19 protein-coding genes and 1 pseudogene are annotated in these 22,072 nt (G+C 53.0%); 10 read left to right on the top strand and 10 right to left on the bottom strand.

The window, feature by feature from the left end:
* The first annotated feature begins 265 nt into the window (after positions 1-265).
* Entirely contained in the window at positions 266-712 is a 447-nt protein-coding gene (locus ACFQUU_RS27840; RefSeq protein ID WP_382251738.1) for an SRPBCC family protein, read from the top strand.
* Between the two features lie 110 nt (positions 713-822).
* Positions 823-1,464 carry an HAD family hydrolase gene (locus tag ACFQUU_RS27835; protein ID WP_382251737.1) on the top strand — a complete coding sequence of 214 codons (642 nt, stop codon included), beginning with the start codon at positions 823-825 and terminating at the stop codon, positions 1,462-1,464.
* Positions 1,465-1,542: 78 nt separating this feature from the next.
* Here the strand turns inward: ACFQUU_RS27835 and ACFQUU_RS27830 are convergent, their stop codons facing one another.
* The gene (locus ACFQUU_RS27830; protein WP_382251735.1) at positions 1,543-2,361 is read right to left on the bottom strand and encodes a hypothetical protein; all 819 of its coding nucleotides are present in this window, start codon (positions 2,359-2,361) and stop codon (positions 1,543-1,545) included.
* A 349-nt stretch (positions 2,362-2,710) separates the two neighbouring features.
* Between ACFQUU_RS27830 and ACFQUU_RS27825 the strand changes: the two genes are divergently transcribed.
* On the top strand, positions 2,711-3,895 hold the full coding sequence (locus tag ACFQUU_RS27825; RefSeq protein WP_382251734.1) for an NAD(P)/FAD-dependent oxidoreductase: 1,185 nt from the start codon (positions 2,711-2,713) through the stop codon (positions 3,893-3,895).
* 995 nt (positions 3,896-4,890) lie between these two features.
* Positions 4,891-6,756: an ATP-dependent zinc metalloprotease FtsH gene (gene ftsH / locus ACFQUU_RS27820; RefSeq protein WP_382251732.1), complete on the top strand. Its 1,866-nt coding sequence runs from the start codon at positions 4,891-4,893 to the stop codon at positions 6,754-6,756.
* Between the two features lie 373 nt (positions 6,757-7,129).
* On the opposite strand, the gene ACFQUU_RS27815 is transcribed toward ftsH, so the two are convergent.
* Positions 7,130-7,333, bottom strand: coding sequence for a cold-shock protein (locus tag ACFQUU_RS27815; RefSeq protein ID WP_057292673.1), 204 nt, complete (start codon positions 7,331-7,333; stop codon positions 7,130-7,132).
* Positions 7,334-8,114: 781 nt separating this feature from the next.
* Here ACFQUU_RS27815 and glgX point away from each other — a divergent pair.
* Positions 8,115-10,361 (top strand): glycogen debranching protein GlgX, encoded by a 2,247-nt coding sequence (gene glgX, locus ACFQUU_RS27810; protein WP_382251730.1) that lies wholly within the window; start codon positions 8,115-8,117, stop codon positions 10,359-10,361.
* A 300-nt stretch (positions 10,362-10,661) separates the two neighbouring features.
* On the top strand, positions 10,662-11,873 hold the full coding sequence (locus ACFQUU_RS27805; RefSeq protein WP_382251728.1) for a DUF2863 family protein: 1,212 nt from the start codon (positions 10,662-10,664) through the stop codon (positions 11,871-11,873).
* A gap of 66 nt (positions 11,874-11,939) precedes the next feature.
* On the opposite strand, the gene ACFQUU_RS27800 is transcribed toward ACFQUU_RS27805, so the two are convergent.
* Positions 11,940-12,530, bottom strand: a complete 591-nt coding sequence (locus ACFQUU_RS27800) for a glycine zipper 2TM domain-containing protein (protein WP_382251726.1) — start codon at positions 12,528-12,530, stop codon at positions 11,940-11,942.
* Positions 12,531-12,810: 280 nt separating this feature from the next.
* Here ACFQUU_RS27800 and ACFQUU_RS27795 point away from each other — a divergent pair, with 280 nt between their 5' ends.
* From ACFQUU_RS27795 to ACFQUU_RS27780, 4 genes and pseudogenes are all read left to right on the top strand, one after another.
* On the top strand, positions 12,811-13,023 hold the full coding sequence (locus ACFQUU_RS27795) for a hypothetical protein (protein ID WP_382251725.1): 213 nt from the start codon (positions 12,811-12,813) through the stop codon (positions 13,021-13,023).
* Between the two features lie 151 nt (positions 13,024-13,174).
* A pseudogene (locus ACFQUU_RS27790) lies at positions 13,175-13,291 on the top strand (methyl-accepting chemotaxis protein); the annotation flags it as partial.
* Positions 13,292-13,571: 280 nt separating this feature from the next.
* Positions 13,572-14,105, top strand: coding sequence for an SET domain-containing protein (locus ACFQUU_RS27785; RefSeq protein ID WP_382251723.1), 534 nt, complete (start codon positions 13,572-13,574; stop codon positions 14,103-14,105).
* A 193-nt stretch (positions 14,106-14,298) separates the two neighbouring features.
* Positions 14,299-14,988: a hypothetical protein gene (locus tag ACFQUU_RS27780; RefSeq protein WP_382251722.1), complete on the top strand. Its 690-nt coding sequence runs from the start codon at positions 14,299-14,301 to the stop codon at positions 14,986-14,988.
* Between the two features lie 79 nt (positions 14,989-15,067).
* Here ACFQUU_RS27780 and msrA read toward each other — a convergent pair whose 3' ends face one another.
* The 7 genes from msrA to ACFQUU_RS27745 all read right to left on the bottom strand — a co-directional run bounded on the left by msrA (position 15,068) and on the right by ACFQUU_RS27745 (position 21,986).
* A complete protein-coding gene (gene msrA / locus ACFQUU_RS27775; RefSeq protein ID WP_382251740.1) occupies positions 15,068-15,772 on the bottom strand; it encodes a peptide-methionine (S)-S-oxide reductase MsrA in 705 nt (234 codons plus the stop codon).
* 131 nt (positions 15,773-15,903) lie between these two features.
* Positions 15,904-16,398: a peptide-methionine (R)-S-oxide reductase MsrB gene (gene msrB / locus ACFQUU_RS27770; RefSeq protein ID WP_382251721.1), complete on the bottom strand. Its 495-nt coding sequence runs from the start codon at positions 16,396-16,398 to the stop codon at positions 15,904-15,906.
* A 130-nt stretch (positions 16,399-16,528) separates the two neighbouring features.
* A complete protein-coding gene (gene fusA, locus ACFQUU_RS27765) occupies positions 16,529-18,580 on the bottom strand; it encodes an elongation factor G (RefSeq protein ID WP_382251719.1) in 2,052 nt (683 codons plus the stop codon).
* A gap of 496 nt (positions 18,581-19,076) precedes the next feature.
* Positions 19,077-19,922: a PA4780 family RIO1-like protein kinase gene (locus tag ACFQUU_RS27760; RefSeq protein ID WP_382251718.1), complete on the bottom strand. Its 846-nt coding sequence runs from the start codon at positions 19,920-19,922 to the stop codon at positions 19,077-19,079.
* Between the two features lie 120 nt (positions 19,923-20,042).
* Positions 20,043-20,297: a hypothetical protein gene (locus tag ACFQUU_RS27755; RefSeq protein ID WP_382251717.1), complete on the bottom strand. Its 255-nt coding sequence runs from the start codon at positions 20,295-20,297 to the stop codon at positions 20,043-20,045.
* Between the two features lie 366 nt (positions 20,298-20,663).
* A complete protein-coding gene (locus tag ACFQUU_RS27750; RefSeq protein ID WP_382251716.1) occupies positions 20,664-20,864 on the bottom strand; it encodes a hypothetical protein in 201 nt (66 codons plus the stop codon).
* Between the two features lie 753 nt (positions 20,865-21,617).
* Positions 21,618-21,986 carry a hypothetical protein gene (locus ACFQUU_RS27745; RefSeq protein WP_382251715.1) on the bottom strand — a complete coding sequence of 123 codons (369 nt, stop codon included), beginning with the start codon at positions 21,984-21,986 and terminating at the stop codon, positions 21,618-21,620.
* Between the last annotated feature and the right edge of the window lie 86 nt (positions 21,987-22,072).

Raw genomic sequence — 22,072 nt, 5'->3', positions numbered from 1 at the left:
CCCGTAGGCTTGACCAAGATGCCATGCCATAACAACCTCCGCTTCACCATGAGTGCCAATCTGACCACTTGATCCTGCTGTAAGTTCAGCTCCTTTAATGGCGCAACTCAACATGAAAATGCTCTAGGGAGATTCGCGCCGGATACACGTAATTTCTGGCCTTCATCATAAAAATCCTGTTTCAGTCAAATTGCGTGTCGATTTTCTGGATTGCCATTCGTCGTATGGTATAGAGGGACGTCCTCTACTTTTTGGGAAATCCATTATGTCTACGAATACTGTTCGATTTCATCGCGTTCTGAAGTCCTCGCCGGAGCGTGTTTATCGTGCATTTCTTGATGCCGATGCACTGGTCAAGTGGCTGCCGCCGAACGGCTTCACCGGCAGGGTTCACCAGCAGGAAGCAATAGTGGGCGGCACCTACCGGATGTCATTCACCAACTTTACCAGCGGCCATAGCCACTTCTTCGGGGGAGAATACCTGGAGCTGGTGCCACACGAGCGGCTACGCTACACGAGTATGTTTGATGATCCAAATCTGCCGGGCGTGATGCAAACCACCGTGACTTTGCGAGAGGTGTTCTGCGGGGTTGAGCTGAACGTTGTGCAAGAGGGCATACCTCAGGCCATTCCCGCCGAGGCCTGTTACCTTGGCTGGCAAGAGTCGCTGGTGTTGCTTGGTAAGCTGGTTGAAGCGGAAATCCGCGAATAAGCGCGCCACACCCGGAGCGGCCGGTAAAAATCCCAGCGCTAGGTAAAATACAGGCTGACCGGTTCATCAAATCTGCGTGAACCGGTAAACCCCGGTAAGGAAATTGATTCATGCCAACAAAGGAAATTATTGCATTGGACGGTGATGGCGTCCTGCTCGACTACCATACCGCCTATCGCCTTGCATGGGAGCGTGCTTTCGGCGAATTGCCGGATATCGTTGATCCCCATGCGTATTGGGCGCTGGATCGGTATGCGGTGCGACGTCTGGCCGGTGACGATCTTGAACGCTTCCGATTATGCTTTGACGAGGTGCACTGGTCGTCGCTGCCCGCTTTGCCTGGCGCGGTTGAAGCATGTCATCAACTGGTGGAGGCTGGCTATGAGCTCGTCTGCGTCACCGCCATTCAAACGGAGTTCCAGGATGCCCGGCTTAAAAACCTGCGTAACGCCGGGTTTCCCATTGAACGCATCGTAACCACACCGAGTTCGCTGTATGGCAGCAGCCCGAAAGTGGCAGCGCTAACCGAACTGCAACCAATCGCGTTCGTCGATGACTATCTGCCTTACTTTGCGGGAATCCCTGCCGAGATACACGCCGCCCTCATTCTGAGGGAGCCGAATGGTAGTCCGAACGTAGGACCGGAGTTGGACCAGGTGGACTCCCAGCACGTTGATCTGGCCGACTTCGCCAACTGGTGGCTAAGTCCAAATTCTGATGCAACAATAAGACACAAAGCTACCGTGACTTGATCTGCACAATCGCGGATGTTCAGGTGCCGTGCGATGCCGCATGCCGCGCCAGCCGTTCGCGCGGCATGCGCAGCAAGACTATTTCCCTTCGCGGGCTTCTGCCAGTGCAATGGTCAAGTGCTGTACCTTCTTTTTCAGCTGATCGCGTTCTTCTGTCAGCTGCGAAAGTAACTGCGTCAGACGGTAAATTTCAAGTTGCTCCGGTGTGGCGTCGCCGGGTGGTGGCGCCACAGGTACGGACTCAGGCTTGGGCGGCAATCGGGCATCTCGCACTTGTTTTGCTGCCTGCCGAAGCTCCTTCTTGCCTCCTGCGACCGCCGCCACCTGTTTTTCTTCCGGCAACGAGGCTACTGCAGCCGCTGCGTTGATGGAAATTACACCTGCCTTCACAGCGCTGACCAACTCGGGCGTCGCGGTCTTCTGGATTTTCTCGATCTGACCAAGCGTCGCGCTGCTTACCCGCGCTGTTCGCGCAACAGCCTCGCGCGTGAGTACTGTTTTGGCCGCGGGAGGTGTAGCGGCATTGGTGTCGGCAGGTGTCGCAGCTGGTTGCTCGGTTTGCGCTTGAACCAGACGTGCCGCAACGATTTCCTTTTTACGCAGCGCGAGTATGCCCCGCTGAAAATCCGAGACGCTGCGCCGCCCGAGATGATTGTCGATCATCCATAAATGGACATCATCCATGGACTGAAACGTCCGGTTTTGGACGGTATTGAAAGGAATCTGGTGCTTCTGGCAGATGCTGTAGCGATTGTGCCCATCCACCAGGAGATCGCCCCACAATACCAGCGCATCACGGCAGCCTTCCGCAAGCAAGCTGTGTTCGAGTGCGGCGTAGTCGTCTTCTGTCAGTGGATCGATATAGGCGCGGAGGTCTTCGTTGATTGTGATCGTCATAAGCAAACAAAAAAACAGTAGCGCAGTAGTGTACACATTACTCCGCCTTCATAGGCAAACGTAACACGCTGCAAGTCATCCTCAAACGTTGCTGTCCCAAATGCAGTCGGTATCGGATCCAAGTTAAGATGACATGGTCCGCGTCTAATACCAATCCCAACCTATAACGTGACAAATGAGATCGATGGATTTTTTTGACTGGCAAGGCGTAGGAGGAGTCAATAGCGGGCTATTGACGACGAGTGCAACGCAGGCAGGCGGCTCGGCGCCCCCGGAAAAAGACGCGATGTCATGGTGCGTTATGGGTTGGGATTGGTATAAGTCACCGAATTGTATGAAGAGGATTGACATGAACAGCTTGCGTACCAGGTATGACGTCCTGATTGCCGGTGGAGGGATAGTTGGCTCCTATGTCGCCTATTACCTCAAGCAGCGCGCTCCAGCAATGGAGGTTGCCGTTATCGAACCAGACCCGACTTACGAGTTTGCCTCGACGGTGCGTGCGTCAGGCGGCGCCCGACGCCTCTTTTCGTGCCCTGAAAACATCGAGATGTCCAACTTCAGCATCGAGCGCATCAAGAAATTTTCTGAAGAAATGGCGATCGGCGACGATTCTGCGCCGATCGATTGGGTGGAACAGGGATATTTGTTCATCGTGTCGGGAGCCGGCGCGCTACGTGTGTTGGAAGAGAACACCCTAGTACAGCAGTCATTCGGCGCGGACACCCGGATGCTGGATCGGGAAGGACTTAGACAACTGTTGCCTTCAATGTATGTCGATGACCTTGACGGTGCTGCGTACTCACCCCGGGATGGATGGTGTGACCCGAACAGCTTTCTTCAGGGCACCCGCAAAAAAGCCAGGTCGCTCGGCGTGGAATTCATTTCCGACCGTGTTTCCGGGTTCAACATTTCTGGCGACAGAATAACCAGCGCGAGCTTGAGCAGTGGACCTGTTCTTAACGCAGATTTTTTTGTCAATGCGGCCGGTGCCTGGTCCGGACAAGTCAGCGCATTGGCCGGAATGTACCTGCCTGTATCGCCTTTGCGCCGCTTCGAACACTACTTTACCGGCCATCGTCAGATCGAGCCTTTGCCTTACGTGAAGGATTTGCACCGCCTGGCCTTTCGCTCTGAAGGGCAGGGATTCTCCGGCGGCCTGGTTAACTCGGATGAGCCGAGGGGATTCAATTTTGACGTGGACCACAACTACTTCAATGAGGTTGTCTGGCCCGCGCTGGCTCACCGTTTTCCGACCGCATTTGAGGGGGCGAGGTGCCATCGCACCTGGTCAGGACTGTATGAGCAATGCGAGCTCGATGGTAATCCCATCATTGGCAACTGGATCGGCAATCATGAGAACTTTTTTGTCGTTACGGGCTTTTCGGGGCACGGCATGATGCATGCGCCAGCCGCTGGACGCGGCATCGCCGAACTCATCGACAAAGGACGCTTCGAGACCATCGATCTGAGTCGATTCAGCTATGCGCGCGTGCTGAAGCATGAACCTTATCCAGAGCGCGGCATACTCTGACGGTGCTTAATGACTTGTTCGGGAAGTGCTCCCTTAACTGTTTCATGACAAACGATGGCTACAAGCTAGAACCGTATGGCTTCGGCAAGGTGCATGATCTGTATCGATGAAGGGGAGCAAGTGCGGCACTTTCCCCGGCGAGCATCCAGAAACGACTCCGTCCTATGCTGATCTCTGCGGTCGCACGACATACAGGTTGATTCTGTTGATTGTCGTCAAAAATCGATAGTGGCAGATTGAAAAGTTGCCTTCATGCAATGTAAAATAGCGTTCTGGTAACAATGAGATGGGCACAGGTCTGGACCGCCAGCACCTCTGCCCATTTTGCTTTTCTGGAGAACACGTTTCAGGTTGCCTATATTCTCATCACCGTAAATACAAAGCAGGAACCTAGACGTTAAGCTAATTCGGCACGGTGGATAACACCGCCGATGATTGATGATAGGTTCCAGTGCCTGCTGCATTTTTCAGCAACGACGTTGTGTAGCTTCTCTTGCTTGCTCTTTCGACCATGCCTTGCTACTTACGCTACCTGCGCCACGTACGGCGATCGCCACATAGCGAGGTATATAACATTTCAGTCGAGTCGCAATTAGCAGCTTGTAGACATACCGCATTTACCAATGCGCGGAAACGCAATCGGAATACTTCGTAGCCTATTTCACGTTGCAGCGATAGGTTAAGACTGAATTGCATCAGCAACTCTGGTACCGTAAACAGGTCCAACCGATTTAACGTCGTACCGCCAGGCCCAAGATATCCGACCCGGATCAATAGTTTGGCTGTAAACGCTGTGTTGATAAAAAGGAGAGTGAGATCTTCCTTAACGCTATTTTATAAAGTACTTCTTCCTTTCTTGTTTTTCAGAAGCAAACATCTTGATCTACTCGCTTTATCAAGGCACTTGCAACTTGTAACATCGGCCTAATCTACTGTCAGGACCTGTTTTATACGGGCAGGCGATTCCCGATGCCGGGTCTTCATAAGGAACACTAGTGAATCAAAAGCACATCCAGATTGCCATTTCGGCAATTGTCGCATTTGTTGTTTTTTTCGTTTTCAGCCAGCAATTCAGCTCCGGAGGTCCGGGTACGGCAACGCCGATTCCCTACTCAGAATTTATTGCGCAGGTGAAATCAAAGCAAGTTCGAGAAGTCGTGATTGAAGGCACCCGCGTTCTGGCAGTCACCAACGACGGCAAGCCGCTGAGCACCAACACGACGCTTCTCGACCGCGGCTTGGTCAACGACCTGATCGAAAACGGCATCAAGTTCGACGTCAAGAATCCCGAGGCGCCGTCCTTCCTGTCACAGGTATTTATGTCCTGGTTCCCGATGCTGTTAATGATCGGCGTATGGATCTGGTTCATGCGGCGACAGCAAGGCGGAGGCAAGGGCGGACTGTTCTCGATGGGCAAGTCAAAAGCTCGGCTGCAGGATGAGCATACCAATACCACTACGTTTGCCGACGTTGCCGGTTGCGAAGAGGCACGGGAAGAGGTCGATGAGATTGTTGAATTCCTGCGCGAGCCGCGCAAATTTCAGCAGCTCGGCGGGCATGTGCCAAAGGGCGTATTGCTAGTTGGCCCTCCGGGAACGGGTAAAACGCTTCTGGCACGCGCGATGGCCGGTGAAGCCAAGGTGCCGTTTTTTACAATTTCCGGATCGGATTTCGTCGAAATGTTCGTTGGCGTCGGTGCGTCACGCGTGCGCGATCTGTTTGAGACCGCGAAACAGCACGCACCGTGCATTATTTTCATCGACGAAATTGATGCGGTCGGTCGTGCCCGAGGAAGCGGCATGGGTGGTGGCAATGATGAGCGCGAACAGACCCTGAACCAAATGCTGGTGGAAATGGACGGTTTCGAGCCGAACTCCGGCATCATCGTGGTCGCTGCGACCAACCGCGCCGACGTGCTGGACAAGGCGTTGTTACGCCCGGGTCGTTTTGACCGTCAGGTGATGGTTGGGCTGCCGGATATCCGCGGTCGGGAAAAGATTCTGAAGGTCCATATGCGCAAGGTCCCTCTATCGCAAGACGTGCAGGCCGATGTGCTGGCCCGCGGTACGCCGGGCTTCTCCGGCGCAGAGCTCGCCAATCTGGTCAATGAAGCTGCGCTTTTCGCTGCCCGCCGCAACAAGAGTGTGCTGGACATGCAAGACTTCGAAGACGCCAAGGACAAGATCATCATGGGCCCGGAGCGAAAGTCGGCTGTCATGCGTGAAGAAGAGCGGCGCAATACGGCCTACCACGAGTCCGGACATGCGGTGGTCGCGAAGCTTCTGCCAAAAGCCGATCCAGTGCACAAGGTAACCATCATGCCGCGCGGTTTTGCATTGGGCCTGACCTGGCAATTGCCTGAACATGACCGCGTAAACATGTATAAGGACAAGATGCTGGAAGACATAGCGATTCTGTTTGGCGGCCGAATTGCCGAAGAAATCTTCATGAATCAGCAGTCCACTGGCGCATCGAACGACTTCGAACGTGCGACCAAGCTGGCGAGGGCAATGGTGACTCGCTTCGGAATGTCCGAAACGCTCGGCACAATGGTGTACACCGACGAGCAGGATGGCTTTGGTATGAATTCACGCATGGTGTCCGAGGAGACCCAACAGAAGGTTGACGATGAAATTCGTCGCATTCTCGATGGCCAATACGCGCTGGCACGAGGGCTTCTGGAGGCGAACCGCGACAAGGTCGATGTCATGGCAAACGCACTTCTGGAATGGGAAACCCTGGATGCGGACCAGGTGAACGACATCATGGTGGGTAGCGCACCACGGGCACCCAAGTATGCTAGTGAAAAAAAACCACCTCTGTCCGGTGGGCCGGGGCCGGTCGTTCCGGTAACCGCATGACCTCGCCGTGCCCATGTTAAACGGGCAATGACGAACAGATGACAGATAGGGCGAGCTGCTTGCAGTTCGCCCTTTTATTTTTCAGGGGTTCTGCCGAGCGGATAACGCGCACGCAAATAGCGTAAGAACGTTTGTGGAAGCGAAAAAGGGAGAGTCTAGCGAAAATGTCTGGAGCAAAAGCGTCGAGAGCTGCTAAATCATTATGGAGGGAAGCGCCAGAGTCAAAGTGCGAAGGATATGCGGCTTACAGCATTTTGGCTGTTTATTCGGACCGCACGCACATGAACGACTGCGCATAGAGTACTGAAAGCCGCATTGAAGAAAGCCCTGGTCACCATACTCAGAACAGGGCCTGCAGGCGAAAAACTTGGATTTACATCGGGACGATGTTAGATGCCTGTGCGCCTTTTGGTCCCTTTGTTACTTCGAAGGATACTTTCTGGCCTTCTTTCAGCGACTTGAAGCCGGAAGAATTGATTGCCGAAAAATGCGCAAACAGATCCTCGCCACCTTGTTCCGGTGTGATAAAACCAAAACCTTTTGCATCGTTAAACCACTTTACTGTACCTGTTGCCATGATTGCTCTCTAGTTACTGTTTAAAATGCTCTGGCACTTTGTGACTTGCTTGTCTTGTGCTGTAGAGCTGACATATCGAGATCGTAATACCGTGTCTCCTCCTCGATGGTGCAGAGTTTATCTTAGCTGGGCAAAGAGACAAGGAAATCTTTGTTGACAAAGATCAATAGAGTTCATTCTGTATAACGGTGTACAGAGACATCAGTGTCTCCGCATCGTGTTACGGGTGGCTTTACGTTCTATCTCTTCGCGCCGGAGAAGAGTAAAGGATAATAAAGACTAGACTTATAAGAAAATGCAGCGAGGCACCCAAACGGGTTTATAGGACGGGTAGTTGTGCACAGAAAATCGCCTCAATCATTCGCACAGATTCTTTTTATTCCTTCCTGCCTCAAGAACCCTTGACAAAAGCCAAGTCGTTGATTCTTATCACTTATTTCTTATGCACACATTTTAGCCAATTTAAGCGGAACCCGCACGGATGTTGGCTATGCTGCTTGTCAATACCCGTTTATTCACAAAGTTATCCACAGGGAATGTGGATTACTGGAAAAACACTGTAGTTACAGATACTTACAGATGATTTATGGCAAGAGAAAGTCCTTACGGAACAAGTTGATGCCGAGTTTTCCGGCAAATAGCGCATTTTCGATCGCGCATCAGGAAAATATTGAAGTACCTCTCAAGTGCTGCGTTTTACCAGGTTTAAGTGTTGGCAAATTTGAACGTTTCAGTGCATTGGACCATCCATGATAAGAATACGTTTAAAGAAGGACATGCAATGTCGCTTGCAGCTGAACCGAATAAAAATTCTGGCAAACCGGAAGTATTAAAGCCTTCAGTGATCCGCGAAGGCCGCCCTTTTCCACTCGGCGCCACTTGGGATGGTTTAGGCGTGAACTTCGCCCTTTTTTCCGCCAATGCCACAAAAGTGGAACTCTGTCTTTTCGATATCGACGGCAAGAAAGAAATAGAGCGCATTGAGCTACCGGAGTACACCGATGAGGTATGGCATGGGTATTTGCCGAGCGCAAGGCCGGGAACGGTTTATGGTTATCGCGTATATGGTCCCTTCGAGCCTGACGCCGGTCACCGCTTTAATCCAAACAAATTGCTGATCGACCCCTATGCCAAGCAACTGGTCGGCGGACTCACCTGGGGCCCCGAAGTATTTGGATACAAGCTGGATTCCCCCGATAAAGACCTCTCCTTTGACGAACGTGACAGTGCACATCTAGTGCCAAAATGCCGTGTGATTGATCCGGCCTTCACCTGGGGCGCTGAACGGCGACCAAACATTTCCTGGGAAAGCACGATTTTTTACGAGATGCATGTGAAGGGATTCACGGCGTTGAATAAACGGGTACCTGCGGTGGAGCGGGGGACATTCGCAGGACTGGCACGTTACGAGGTAGCGGCGTATCTGCGCAGTCTTGGCATCACAACCGTCGAACTGCTGCCGATTCACGCCTTCATCGATGATAGCTACCTGATCGAAAAGGGACTAAAGAACTATTGGGGCTACAATTCGATTGCCTTCTTTTCTCCCCATTCGGCGTACATGCATTCGCCATTTACCAACGAATTCAAGGAAATGGTCAATCAGTTCCACGCAGCTGGTATTGAGGTCGTTCTCGACGTTGTCTATAACCATACCGCCGAAGGCAACGAACTTGGGCCGACGCTTTCACTGAAGGGAATCGACAACGCCAGTTATTACCGCCTGATACCTGACAACAAGCGGTTCTATATCAACGACACTGGTACCGGCAATACCGTGAATCTATCGCACCAGCGTGTGCTGCAGATGGTCACCGATTCCCTGCGCTATTGGTCGCAGGAGATGCGTGTTGACGGATTCCGGTTTGACCTTGCTACGATTCTCGCTCGCGAGCCCTATGGATTCGACGAAGGAGGCGGTTTCCTTGACGCCTGTCGGCAGGACCCTGTTTTGTCGAGCGTAAAATTAATTGCGGAGCCGTGGGACATCGGGCCGGGCGGCTACCAGGTAGGGCAGTTTCCTCCAGGTTGGGCAGAGTGGAATGATAAATTCCGGGACACGGTGCGCTCGTTCTGGAAAGGCGATCCAGGCACCCTCGCCGATTTCGCATCGCGCATCTCCGGCTCGGGTGACCTGTTCAACAAGCGTGGCCGCAGATCCTGGGCCAGTGTGAACTTCATCTGCGCCCATGACGGATTTACCCTGAACGACCTTGTCTCCTACAACGACAAGCATAATGAAGCCAACGGCGAAGAAAACCGTGACGGACATTCCAATAACCATTCATGGAACCATGGTGTCGAGGGTGAGACCGATGATCCGGAGATCACGACCTTGCGTGAGCGACAGAAGCGAAACCTGATGGCGACCCTCGTGTTATCGCGTGGCACGCCGCTCATTCTTGCCGGTGACGAGTTCGGCAATACACAGCGTGGCAACAACAATGCCTACGCACAGGACAATGAAATTGCCTGGCTTGAATGGGGAAAGATAACTGCCCAGGATCGCACGCTACTGGCATTCACCCGCACGCTGATCGAGATCCGCAAGAGTTTTCCGATTCTTAACCGGGGACGATTCCTGACTGGCGAATATAACGAAGAGCTGAATGTGAAAGATGTAACCTGGCTCACACCCGATGCCAGCGAAATGTCTGCGGAACATTGGGAAGACGCCAATGCCAAATGCTTTGGCATGCTTCTCGATGGCCGTGCCCAGGCGACCGGCATCAAACGACGCGGATCCGATGCCACGCTCCTGCTTGTATTCAATGCACACCACGACGTGGTGAACTTCACACTTCCTGAAATTCCGGACGGCAGGTACTGGATTAGCCTGATCGATACCAACGACCCAAACCGTGCGGATCGTTCGACGTTCGACTTTGGACACTGCTATGAGGTGACTGGTCGATCAATGTTGCTGTTCGTTCTGGCGAGTGAAAGTAGGCAGTCTTGGCAGTTGCGTAACCTGCACGGGGCTGATCGCGATATCGAGGCTTGGGTAGAGAGGAGTACGGACGATTAGGCAGAGCAGCCAGAAGCACATTGCAAAACGTCTGGTTGAGACTGATCATGGCGCTGACTGCCTTCAGCATCTTGGTCCAAACTCGCGCTCAACACTGAAGGCCCGATGATCACGGGGCAAGCATGGCTATTGCATGATGGAGAAAAACCGTATAGGCGTGGACATATTGAGGATGTTGTCTACAATTTCGCAAAGTAATATATGCATTTGCGTTAGCATCACGCCTTTACGTACGCCGACCGCAAATCATGTCCAAAGCAGGCATTGCCGCGGTTCGCAATTCATTTCAGTATCCAGGCCATGAAAAAGACAAAAAATTCTCCTCCCGCAAAAGCTGGCGCCATGACACAGGAACGCGACGAAGTCCTGGCTGACCGGCTGGTAGTACTCGCGGGAGAGCTGCGTAATTCTGACGTGTATGCAGTACTGACCGATAACCTTCAGAAAGCACAGTCGGAACTTCGCAAAACCATCAGGAAATGCCTTCAGCAACAGCGCGATGTGGTACTTGATGAGGCGCTTGAGCGCACTCTTGAGGAAGACGCCAAGGCTCATCGTGTACTACGCGAAAACGTCGAAGAGATGTCCGGCACGGTCGTATTTCGCCGAGAGGACGCGCCGGACCTGGAAGTGAATGCCTTTGTGATACCCATGTTCGTGCATACGGCAGGCGGCCTGCGCGGCGAACAGTGTTTCCAGGATGAAGACGCATTTGAACAATTGCGACACAGCATCAAAGATAGTGGACTGGAAAGCAAAAAGGCGACCGTTGCTCTCGTCAGCCACGCCTATCATCCCGAGGAGATCAAGGAAGTCGGCTATTGTCAGTTAAACGCCATGGTGCTCGAAGCGTACGACGCCATGACGCGTAAGAAAGCGACGCAAGCCGATGCCATTGCACGTAGCATGCGCGGCTGGCCAGCATCGGATTTCGCGCCGGACGACCATGCTGTAGAACTACGCTTTCTGCTTGGTTTCTCACTGAAGACGATGGACGACCCCTTCTACCAGGTGCCCGTCAAGGAAGCCGCGGCCGACCGTTATTTTGAGGCGCGTGGGGAGCGATTCCGGAAATGGTCGCAGCAGGTAATGCCGTTGCTGCAGCGCTGTCTGGTGACGGACGGGCGCGAAGTGCAGATCGACTTTCTTTATCAGGACTTGTTCTATGGAGGCAAAGAAGCGGCCTTCGCAGAAATGGACATGCTTGAGCTGCTATCGGAAGTACAGCACGCATTGGCCGAACACGGGAAAACATCGGAAGACGCAAAGGCAATTGTCGGCCCGTTGTCAGCGACTGACGATGCGGTGCTGCAGCTCAGTTTATATGACAAGACGACGGACGCGCTCATCGACGTCATCGAGAGGCCACTAAGCCCGACAGAGGTTGCGGAAAGCGTTATCGCAGATATCGCCGATGGATTAAGTACAACCGGCATTCAGGACATATGTATTGCGCGGCACTTCGACGCTGAGGGAAATCCAGACGGAGTCCGTCCATACTCGCCGCGATAGAATTCTGCGCTCCTGTCAGGACGCGGCGGCATGACGTCCTGACAAGGCAACACATGCAAAGCAAAGTTAAGGTTGAGCGGTTCTCTTGGCGATTTCGTTCCCGACATAACCGCCGCCGATGACTCCTGCAACGGTTGCTAGTGTGCGTCCACTCCCTTTGCCGATCTGGTTACCAAGAAGACCTCCGACGACTGCGCCGACACCAATGCCGACCGGGCTGTTTTGCGCAACAGGAGCCGGTTGCTGATATACCGGGGGAGGAGAATAAACACCTGAAGTGCTTGGCTGTGTAACGGGCGCAGCGCTCACTTGACTCACCTGACTGTACGACGGCTGGCTTGCTGCCGGCGCTGTATGCTGAACGTACTTGTGATGGACCACAGTCTTGTGCCGGACGACTTCCTTCACCGCAGGAGGGGCAACCGGTTGTGGCGCTACGGCCACCGCATTGGGCGCCAGTGCCGGAGCAGGAGCAGAAATCGCAGCAGGAGCTGCTACCGACTGGTTTGCGGTCGCGGTGTCTTTCGGTGCGCTCCCTTGGGAAGCCGGGATAATTCCTACAATTGCGGCTGCGCCCACTATGCTGACCAGCATGACTGATACGGCTGCACCGGCTACCAATGGGTGAATACGTGAAGAAGTCTGGTTCATTTCCATGTCGGTTCCGTTAGGGTTGAGGATTAGTACAGGAAAAGAATACTGTTTGCCCCAATCGCTTGAGTAGTCTTGGTATGTATCAGCAGTAAGCGCTTGTAACTTGAGCGGCTCAGGGTCGATCAGACGGTTGCGATAACCACCTGAACTTCGACAGCTGTGGTCTCGTTGCAACGAGAGCTGCGTTGCAACATTTATTTTCCTGAAAAAACAGAAACACTGAAGCCGAAGCCAATCCCTATACGTTAAAATTATTTCCGTACGGAAACATATTGGTATCATCATGAAAACATCTTCACTTAATGACATCAAAGCAAAACTTGATAAGTCACGCTTGAAGGTCGGGCAAAGGCTCATACACAAATTCCATGGAATTGTGCGTTACACGTCTGACTGTGCGTTGATGGAGCGATTTGCGGGAAATAGTTCATCAGTATTCGTGGAGCACGAAGGGGAAGTTATCGAGGTCGGCCTTCCACAGGTTTCATGGGGATGAAAGCTCACAATAGGTCGCTAGACGGACGCATCGAAAAACGCCATAGAAAAGCAGGAGCGGAGCGCTCCACGCACAACATTCATTAAGTGCGGCACATTTCAACAGCGCAAACTGTTCGGCATAGGATGCGCCGCACGGATGACGGAGATTGCAAGGAGGTAGTTTTGCCGTCCTCGCCAGCGAAGCGCGCACGCTGGCACAGCGTTCCGCTTCTTCGGCAAAAGAAATCAAAGGATTGATAGAAGCATCCGAGGCAATGCAGCAGGCGGCAGAGCTGGCAACGGTGGTGAATGTATTCAAGATCGACGGAGGAAAGTTCTTTTTTCATTTGTCGATATGCCTGCCAAAACTTCGCGCGCGGGCATGGCCTTTGCCCACAAGTCGTCACGCCCATCTAAGCGCAGGCACGCCTCTTCGGTAACCTCAGCGACACCCGTGCCTGAAAGAAGGCCATTCTCCAAGATACGAGATAATAAAGACGGCGACTGGGAAGAATTCTGACGAACGTGATAACGCCGCCGTATCACACATCTACTATTGTTTGATCCATGCGCAAGCAGAAAAATACGGAATCCTCAGTCTCGATTCCTTCCCCGGTTCTTAAGGAAAAGACTACGCCAGCATACGTAGTCCGGCAATCGGATGTACACGGCAAGGGTGTATTCGCCCGTCGCAAACTTCGAGCCGGCACGCCAGTCATCGAGTACAAAGGTGAGCGCATTGATCTGGGCGAAGCAGACCGGCGTGCCGAAAAGCGGCGATGGCCAATCAATCACACCTACTTCTTTTCATTGGCGGATGGTCGCGTCATCGATGGAGGCCGGCGCGGAAATGACGCCCGGTATATTAATCATGCGTGTGAACCTAATTGCGAAGCCATGGAGCACGACGACGGCCGCGTCTTTATTTATACCTTGCGGGATATCGCCCGAGGCGAAGAGCTTAGTTATAACTATGCCCTGATCTACGACGGGCGTCACACGCCTGCAGTGAAGCGCGCGTTCGCATGTCGGTGTGGTACGCCAGGGTGTACCGGAACGTTTCTTGCCCCCAAGCGCAAAAGTAAGTCTGCCGTTGCTTGACACGACATGAGACCCCTCCTCATGCGCGCCGCTCGATAAGCAATCTACGCATTTACCTGGCAGCATTTGATATTTAGCAAAAGACGACCCTCTATCTCTCAGGATCGAGTGCACTAAATTAAAATGCAAATCACGCGTTGCAGCTGAAATTGCTTTAACGTCGATAAAATAACTAAGCCAACAGGAGATCGTTATGGAAAGCATGGTGCGAAAGGCAGGTGTAGTAGCAGGATGCGTAATGATGCTGGCTGGATGCGCAGGCATGGATTCCTCACGATCGAGCGCTGGCGACATGACATTTTTTGTGTCCAGCGTCGGCCCTGGCAAGGGTGCCGACCTCGGCGGACTTGAGGGTGCGGACCGGCATTGCCAGTCGCTTGCCCAAGCTGCGGGTGCGGGGCAGCATACCTGGCGAGCCTATCTCAGCACACAAGGCGCCGGACTGAGCGATCCGAATTACGTAAATGCGCGCGACCGCATCGGCGCTGGTCCGTGGCGGAATGCCAAGGGTGAGGTGATTGCCAAAAATGTTGATGACTTGCATTCTGCTAATAACAATGTCACCAAGCAGACGGCGTTGGATGAAAAAGGGCAACCGATCAACGGCCGTACTGACAAACCGAACAAGCATGACATCCTGACCGGCTCCAGGCCAGATGGCACGGCTTTTCCAGGCGCACCGTTCTCTGATATGACTTGCGGAAACTGGACCAAAAGCGGCGCGGATGGCTCGGCAATGCTGGGACATCATGACCGGGTAGGTCCCATTGACGCACCTTGGGCCAAATCATGGAATTCCTCTCATCCCACTAGGGGGTGCAATCCTGAAGGATTGCGCAGCACTGGCGGTGACGGACTCTTGTACTGCTTCGCTGCAAAGTAACTTCTTGCCTAAGTCTTAAATATCTCACCGGCTGGGCATAACCAAACAGTGCACCAAGTAGTGCAGCGTTGCAGCTGCACTACTTTTCCACAGAGACCCTTGCCTTTGCCATTGACTGCGACGTGACCAGTACGGGTTCTTCACGATATTGTTCAGGGAACAGCCGTTTCAGGTTCGCGATTTTTGGTAAGTCAAACTGTGAAATGTACCCGGATTCCGGATGCAAAGCCGCATAGTCCTGATGATACGATTCAGCTGGATAATACGCCGTGAAAGGATTCAGCTGCGTTACGATCTTATTCCGATATACCTTCGCAGCCTCAAGCTGGCTAATATAGTGTTCCGCGATTCGCTTCTGGTTGGCGTCGCGGAAGAATATGGCGGAACGATATTGTGTTCCCGTATCAGGATATTGTTTATTCAGCTGCGTTGGATCATGCGCAACCGAAAAATAGATCTGTAACAGCTTTCCATACGATATCTGCTTGGGATCATAAGTCACCAGGACGGATTCTGCGTGGCCGGTTTTTCCGGTACTGACACTACGATAGTTCGCCGTTTCCTTTTCACCCCCAGCGTATCCGGAGACGGCGTTTAGTACCCCTTTAGTATGCTGGAACACGCCCTGAACCCCCCAGAAACAGCCACCTGCAAATACGGCGGTTTGCAGAGAAGTGTTAGGTTCCACCGGAACGTCGATGACTGGCGGGGGAATTCTAATCGCCACCTCGGCAACTGCTCCATTGACACTGATCATGTAGACAGAGGCAGCCACCGTGACCATTCCCGCGATCAGGCGCATGCCCTTGCCGGTCAGTGTACGCACTGACTTTGAATCTTTCTTGTTATTGAACGGCATATCGCCTCCATGATCCATGAGGTGAGGATTTAAGGTGCATCAACGAATTGGCCCGCTCAGCTTTTCGGCTTAAAAACCATCGCAACCCCATTCATACAATAACGTAAGCCTGTAGGAGGTGGCCCGTCTTTGAAAACGTGACCGAGATGTCCGCCGCACCGGCGGCACAGTACTTCGACGCGCGTCATGCCAAACGTGGAATCGGAGTGCGTTTCAATGGCGTTTTCCAGCGGCCTCCAGAAGCTTGGCCATCCTGTACCACTGTCGAATTTAGTCTCGGAACTGAAAAGCGGTAAGGCGCAGCCCGCACAGACAAACTCTCCCGCGCGCTTTTCGTAATTGAGTGGACTGGAAAAGGGATACTCCGTGCCGGCTTTGCGCAGCACCTTGTATTGGGCGGAATTCAGCAGCGCGCGCCATTCTGCATCTGAATGGGTTACTTCATATGCCTGCGTTGCATAAGCAGGCAATCCGCCTAGCAAGTGCTGTATCGCTTCTATCCCTCCAGCTAACCCGGCAAATTTCAATAAATTCCTGCGTGGCTTGTTCATGATGGCGTCCTTGGGTCATGCGGGAAAGCGGCACTGACTGTCAGTCGTGAAACTGTCGTTTTCCTTACATGGAGATCGTTGTCGCCAGCCTAAATTTCCTGAATTAAGGTCAGGGAATCAAATCGATGCCTCACCCTTCGTCGGGCACCTCTTTGTGCTGGCTTGCCATGCGCTGTTGCATCGCTGGCGGCACCGCGTCGTAATGACTTAAGCTGACGGTATAGCTGCCGCGTCCGGCAGTGGTGGAATGCAAGCGGGACTGGTAGCCATTGAGTTCGGACAGCGGAACGAGACCGCTCACAAATGCCATGTCACTGTGTCCCTTACGCATGCCGCTGATTTGTCCGCGGCGTGCCGACAGATCAGCGGTAATATCCCCCATACTTTCTTCCGGTACGGAAACTTCAATATTGACGATGGGTTCCATCAGTATCGGACGTGCTTTGAGCACTGCATCCCGAAACGCCTTACGTCCTGCTACCAGAAACGCTATGTCTTTTGAATCCACAGGGTGACTTTTACCATCGTAGACAGTCACGCGTATGTCTTGCATCGGGAAGCCCGACACTGGCCCGCTTTCCATTGCCTGCAACACGCCTTTTTCCACTGATGGAATAAATTGCCGTGGGATGACACCACCCTTGACCGCATCGACGAACTCGAATCCTGCACCTCTAGGAAGGGCTTCAACCTTGAGAAAGACTTCACCAAACTGTCCTGCGCCGCCACTTTGTTTCTTCTGGCGGTAATGCCCCTCGCCACTTGCTGCAATCGTCTCACGGTAAGCGATCTTTGGAAGATGGGTAACAACGTCGAGTTTGTAGACATCATTCATGCGATCAAGCACGCTGCGCAGATGTAGTTCGCCTAAACCCGAGATCACAGTTTCGCCGGTACTGCCTAATCGTTCGACGCGCAGACATGGATCTTCGGCGCATAGCTTCTGCAGGATGTCCCATAGGCGTTGCTCGTCGCCACTTTTCCGGGATTCAATGGATAAACCGTAAATTGGCTGCGGAAGCGGGGCGGGATCGATATGTATATGCGCGTCTTCGACCGCATCATGCAGTATGGCGTCATAAAAAATATCATCCACCCTGGTGACCGCGCAAATATCGCCCGGCACGCCTTGGCCAATTTCAATCTGTTCCTTGCCTTGCAGGCGGTAAAGGTGCGCGACTCGAAAGGGCTTTCGGTTATCTCCAACATAAAGCGTGCTGTCACGCCGGACCGTTCCCTGGTGAATACGAAACGCGCTTAGTTTGCCGACATAGGGATCCATTGTGATCTTGAAGACATGCGCCAGCACATGCCGCGTTGGGTCCGGTACGGCCTTGATGGGTGTACGGTGTCCTGCAGATTCATGTTCTTCCCGATGAAAAGAGGGCAGGTTGCCTTCTGTCGGATTCGGCATCAGATTCACGAATACGTCGAGTAACTGCGCCAGGCCCGCGCCGCTGCGGGCCGATACGAAGCATATCGGGATCAGGTGCCCTTCACGCAATGCCTGCTCGAACGGTGCGTGTAACACTTCGGGCGCAATATCCCCCTGTTCAAGGTAAGTCTCCATAAATGCAGGATCGACTTCGACTACCTGGTCGATCAGGGCACGATGTGTCGATGCCACCGTCAGAAAATCGGCGCCACCATCCTCGCTAAAGAAACAGTCGGTAACTTCGGTGCCACCCCCGGCGGGAAGATTGATGGGCAAACATTCTTTGCCGAACACGTCCTGTATTCGCTGTACCAAAGCAGGTAAATCGACTCCCGGGGCGTCGATCTTGTTGACGATGATCAACCGGCACATCCTGCGGCTGCGCGCCAGCTCCATCATGCGCAAACTGATCATTTCAATTCCACTTTGCGCATTGATCACAACCGCAGCCGTATCGGCAGCTGGTAATACGCTAATCGCGTGTCCAATGAAGTCTGGAAGACCTGGCGTGTCAATCAAGTTGATACGCGTGTCGCAGTAATCGATATGGGTTATCGAGGAATATAAGGAATGCTGGTATTTTCGTTCGAGCGGATCATAATCAGAAACCGTGGTCCCGCGCTCCTTACTGCCCGGCGCCGAGATCATTCTGCCAGCGCTTAGCAAGCCTTCTAATAGCGTTGTCTTGCCGCATCCACTATGTCCTAGCAACGCGATGTTGCGAATCGTTTCAGTGCTGTAAGGCATGACCAGTCCTCCTGGAAGGGCAATGCGTGTGGCTCGATTGGCTCCATTATGCTTGGACGTCGGCGAATCGGCAAAGGCTAAACCACATTTGCCACTGTGCATATACCTACGCCACCATGCATCCGTTTCGCGGCATGGACGAACGAACGGCGGGTATAGGCGAATCCTCTTGCAAGGCGCGAACGCGTGCCTATACTGATAGGCTGATTTCAGACTTCGGAGGACATATGAAGCGCTTTCTGTTCGCAATAGCTGCATTCGCCATGCTGGTTGGCTCCGCAAGTGCACTGGATCTCAGGGCACAGAGTGCCGATGAGATGTCTGCATGTACCGGCTCTCCCAAGACTGGAGATCCCAGCTGAGTTGTCGGCAAGCTTTGGAAAAATAAGATGCCCGGGACATGACGTTCGGGCATCTTAATCTAGGCATATATCTCTGACGGAAATGAGCGGACGCGGCATAAACATATTGCGGCATATTGGCTCACGTCTTTACCTTACATCTCTTGAAGACGACGTAGTCGTTCTTCCTCTTCTCTCCGTGCCAGCTCGATTTCATGTAGTACCGCGCCAACATCCGCCGGCCTTTTATTGAGGGCGATACGTCCGGTCAATACGGCGTCGGGGTTCAGTAACCCGTCAACGTAGAGTTTCCAGATTTCCTTGCCATATTGCGTATCGCTAATATGCGGCGCGAACTGGCTGAAGTAGGCCGCCAGATTGGCCACGTCACGTTCAAGCATCGGAGCGGCTTCAGTATTGCCCGCCGCATTGATGGCTTGCGGAAGATCGATAATGACCGGGCCTTCTGCGTCGACCAGGATATTGTATTCAGACAAGTCGCCATGGATTACGCCGGCGCACAACATCAGCACAACCTGACGCAGCAAGGCCTCGTGATATTCGACTGCCTCCTGGGCGGTTAGCGCAACATCGTTCAAGCGTGGCGCGACCTGCCCCATTGCGTCAGTAACCAGTTCCATCAGCAAAACGCCTTCGAAGCAAATATAGGGCTTGGGTACGCGTACGCCAGCCGCGGCAAGGCGGTACAAGGCATCGACCTCCGCGTTCTGCCATACCTCTTCTTGCATTTTGCGTCCGTAGCGCGTTCCCTTTTCCATCGCGCGCGCCTGGCGGCTGTTCCGGACCTTGCGGCCCTCCTGATATGAAGCAGCCTGTCGAAAACTGCGTTGGTTCGCCTCTTTATATACCTTGGCGCAGCGTATCTCGTCGCCGCACCTCACTACATAGACCGTCGCTTCCTTGCCGCTCATGAGCTGCCGGATCACCTCGTCAATGAGGCCCTCTTCAACGAGTGGTTGGAGTCTTTTAGGAATTTTCATTCGTCGGGCCGGGTAAGAAGTAGAGAGGCGAAAATGTTCAGGCCACGGAATCGATGCGTAGCTTCAGATGCAGGTGTCACGAAGAAGCGGGCGCCACGAACGGACTTGCGATTCGGTCGGTCACTTATTTTTTACTTTGCCGGACCGTTTTGGCGGGGTATGCGGACGTGATTTATTACGTTGCTCAAAAATGGTTCTCGCATCCTGTTCCGCGCGTTCTTGCGTGCGCATTTCCGGCAGATCATCGTGCAGGGTAAAGAAGTCGGCAGCTTGCGCCCGCATGACATGTTTGATGGCGTCTTCGTCACTCATGTCGAATAATTCAGTCATCAATGTGGTGACTTCATCAAGGTATTCTTCGTAGGTCATTGGCATGGCGTGAGCCGTAAGGCGGGATAGGGATAGGTGTGCGCAGTATAGCGGGTTTGACGCGGCATGCCGAACGACACTGCAGGACGCTTCGATAAGAAGAGCGTTCCGGCTCGACAGATCGTTGAACATGCGTTGATCCCGAAGAGGTATCGCCCGGTGCTGGATTGACGATGGGAAATGCTTATCGTGATCGTGTCTGCTTATAACACCACAGAACACCACAGCGACATTTGGATGGCAATTCTGGTTTTTATCGGTGTGCTCGCCATGCCGTGGATCTTCCTAAGCGGCGACACATTCAGGGCGCGAAATTGAATAGCAGGGCATCGTACGGAAATAGCCCGCCACGAGGGTTGATCACCCGATAAGTCAGCCACTTACCGACTTCGATGAATGCTCGTGCGGAGCAACCCGTATAGGTTGAATTTCCTCGTTGGCAGATTGTTGGGTAGCTTCCATAGCTTGGCTAGGCGGATCACCTGCGCCGGGCAGGAAGAGAATGACAAAACTGAATGCACTGATGACAGCTATGGCAGAAAGTACACCAGCGAAGGAAGATGCGGATTTCATGAATCTTTACCGATAAGTGTGCGATGTATTTATTCTGCCGCCGTACCGGGCGGGTAACTTGACCGAGCTTAAGTCCTGCATATCCAGCGTCTGACAGGGCGCACTAGATTGCGGTTGATGACTTAAGGAGCGACACTTTGGATTCAGATTCCGCCACATGGTTCTATATGCGTCATGCGTGTAGCGTTGGATTGAAGATATCCACGCCTATTTACGGCCAGCGTTCGCTGTAATGAGCATTGAGGTCCGCAGGCGAGCGTGCACGGATAATAAATTGCTATCAGTAAAGTGTTTCCATTTTCACATCGACACAAAAGCGGCTGTCGTCAGTGCAAGCTTGGGATTGCGTTGAACACCTTCAAAGCGCTTGTCCGTCCACAGTCAACCTTCAATCATTTACGCAGCGGGTAGATAGGAAAACGACCATGATCTCGAACGCCGAGTTAATCGCTTGCCTGAAACGAATGTCAGGCGCCACGTATCTGCCAGCGATTTGGGCAATACACCAACATCATGCAGGGATCGGATCTAGGCTAGCGTGAGCGCGATTGGGTTTGCCAAATTCAGGATCGCTCAGTTCGGTGATGAACTGCGGATTCGCCTAAGCGGTAAACGCTAACTCTTTAACGTCGCCGGCATCAGGTTCGTCGGCGGCATGACGAAATGAAAAACCGATGCACTCGCTCGGTTGAATTTTCTTGTACGGCGTCGTCACCTTGGCGGTGCTGACCATCACGTCGTTTAAGCATAGAGTCAATCCCAGAAAGGACAGCGCACCATGCTGGAATTGATGGCAGGTTGCGGCATCTTCATTGCAACCCAACCACGATAAAAATATTTTTCGAAAAGGGCTTGGCAGACAGATCGGCCTTTTGCTATAGTTCGGCTCCCGTCGCGAAACGCAGCAAACAAAGCGAGCGCAGCAAGCGGTTTGAGCGGTGATGGGGATGGCGAAGCGGGATGAGAATTCTGCGGCTTCTGCAGCAGGATTGAGGAACGCATGTTCTTGAATTTTGCCGGAAACGCGTCATATTGAATAAATGCTGGCCGACAAACACAACGATTTGGCGGCGGGTACGGCAGATGGAAATCTGCGGTACGGGCAGGATGGTTCTTTAACAAATAACAGCCGATAAGTGTGGGCGCTTGATGGAGTGCGGCGATGGTTCTTCGGGACTATCGTAATACTACAAGCATTAAGTGCTCAC

The sequence above is a fragment of the Herbaspirillum sp. GCM10030257 genome (genome assembly GCF_042666555.1).
In the GTDB taxonomy this organism is placed as follows: domain Bacteria; phylum Pseudomonadota; class Gammaproteobacteria; order Burkholderiales; family Burkholderiaceae_D; genus Noviherbaspirillum.
This window is presented reverse-complemented; position numbering and strand designations above follow the sequence as displayed.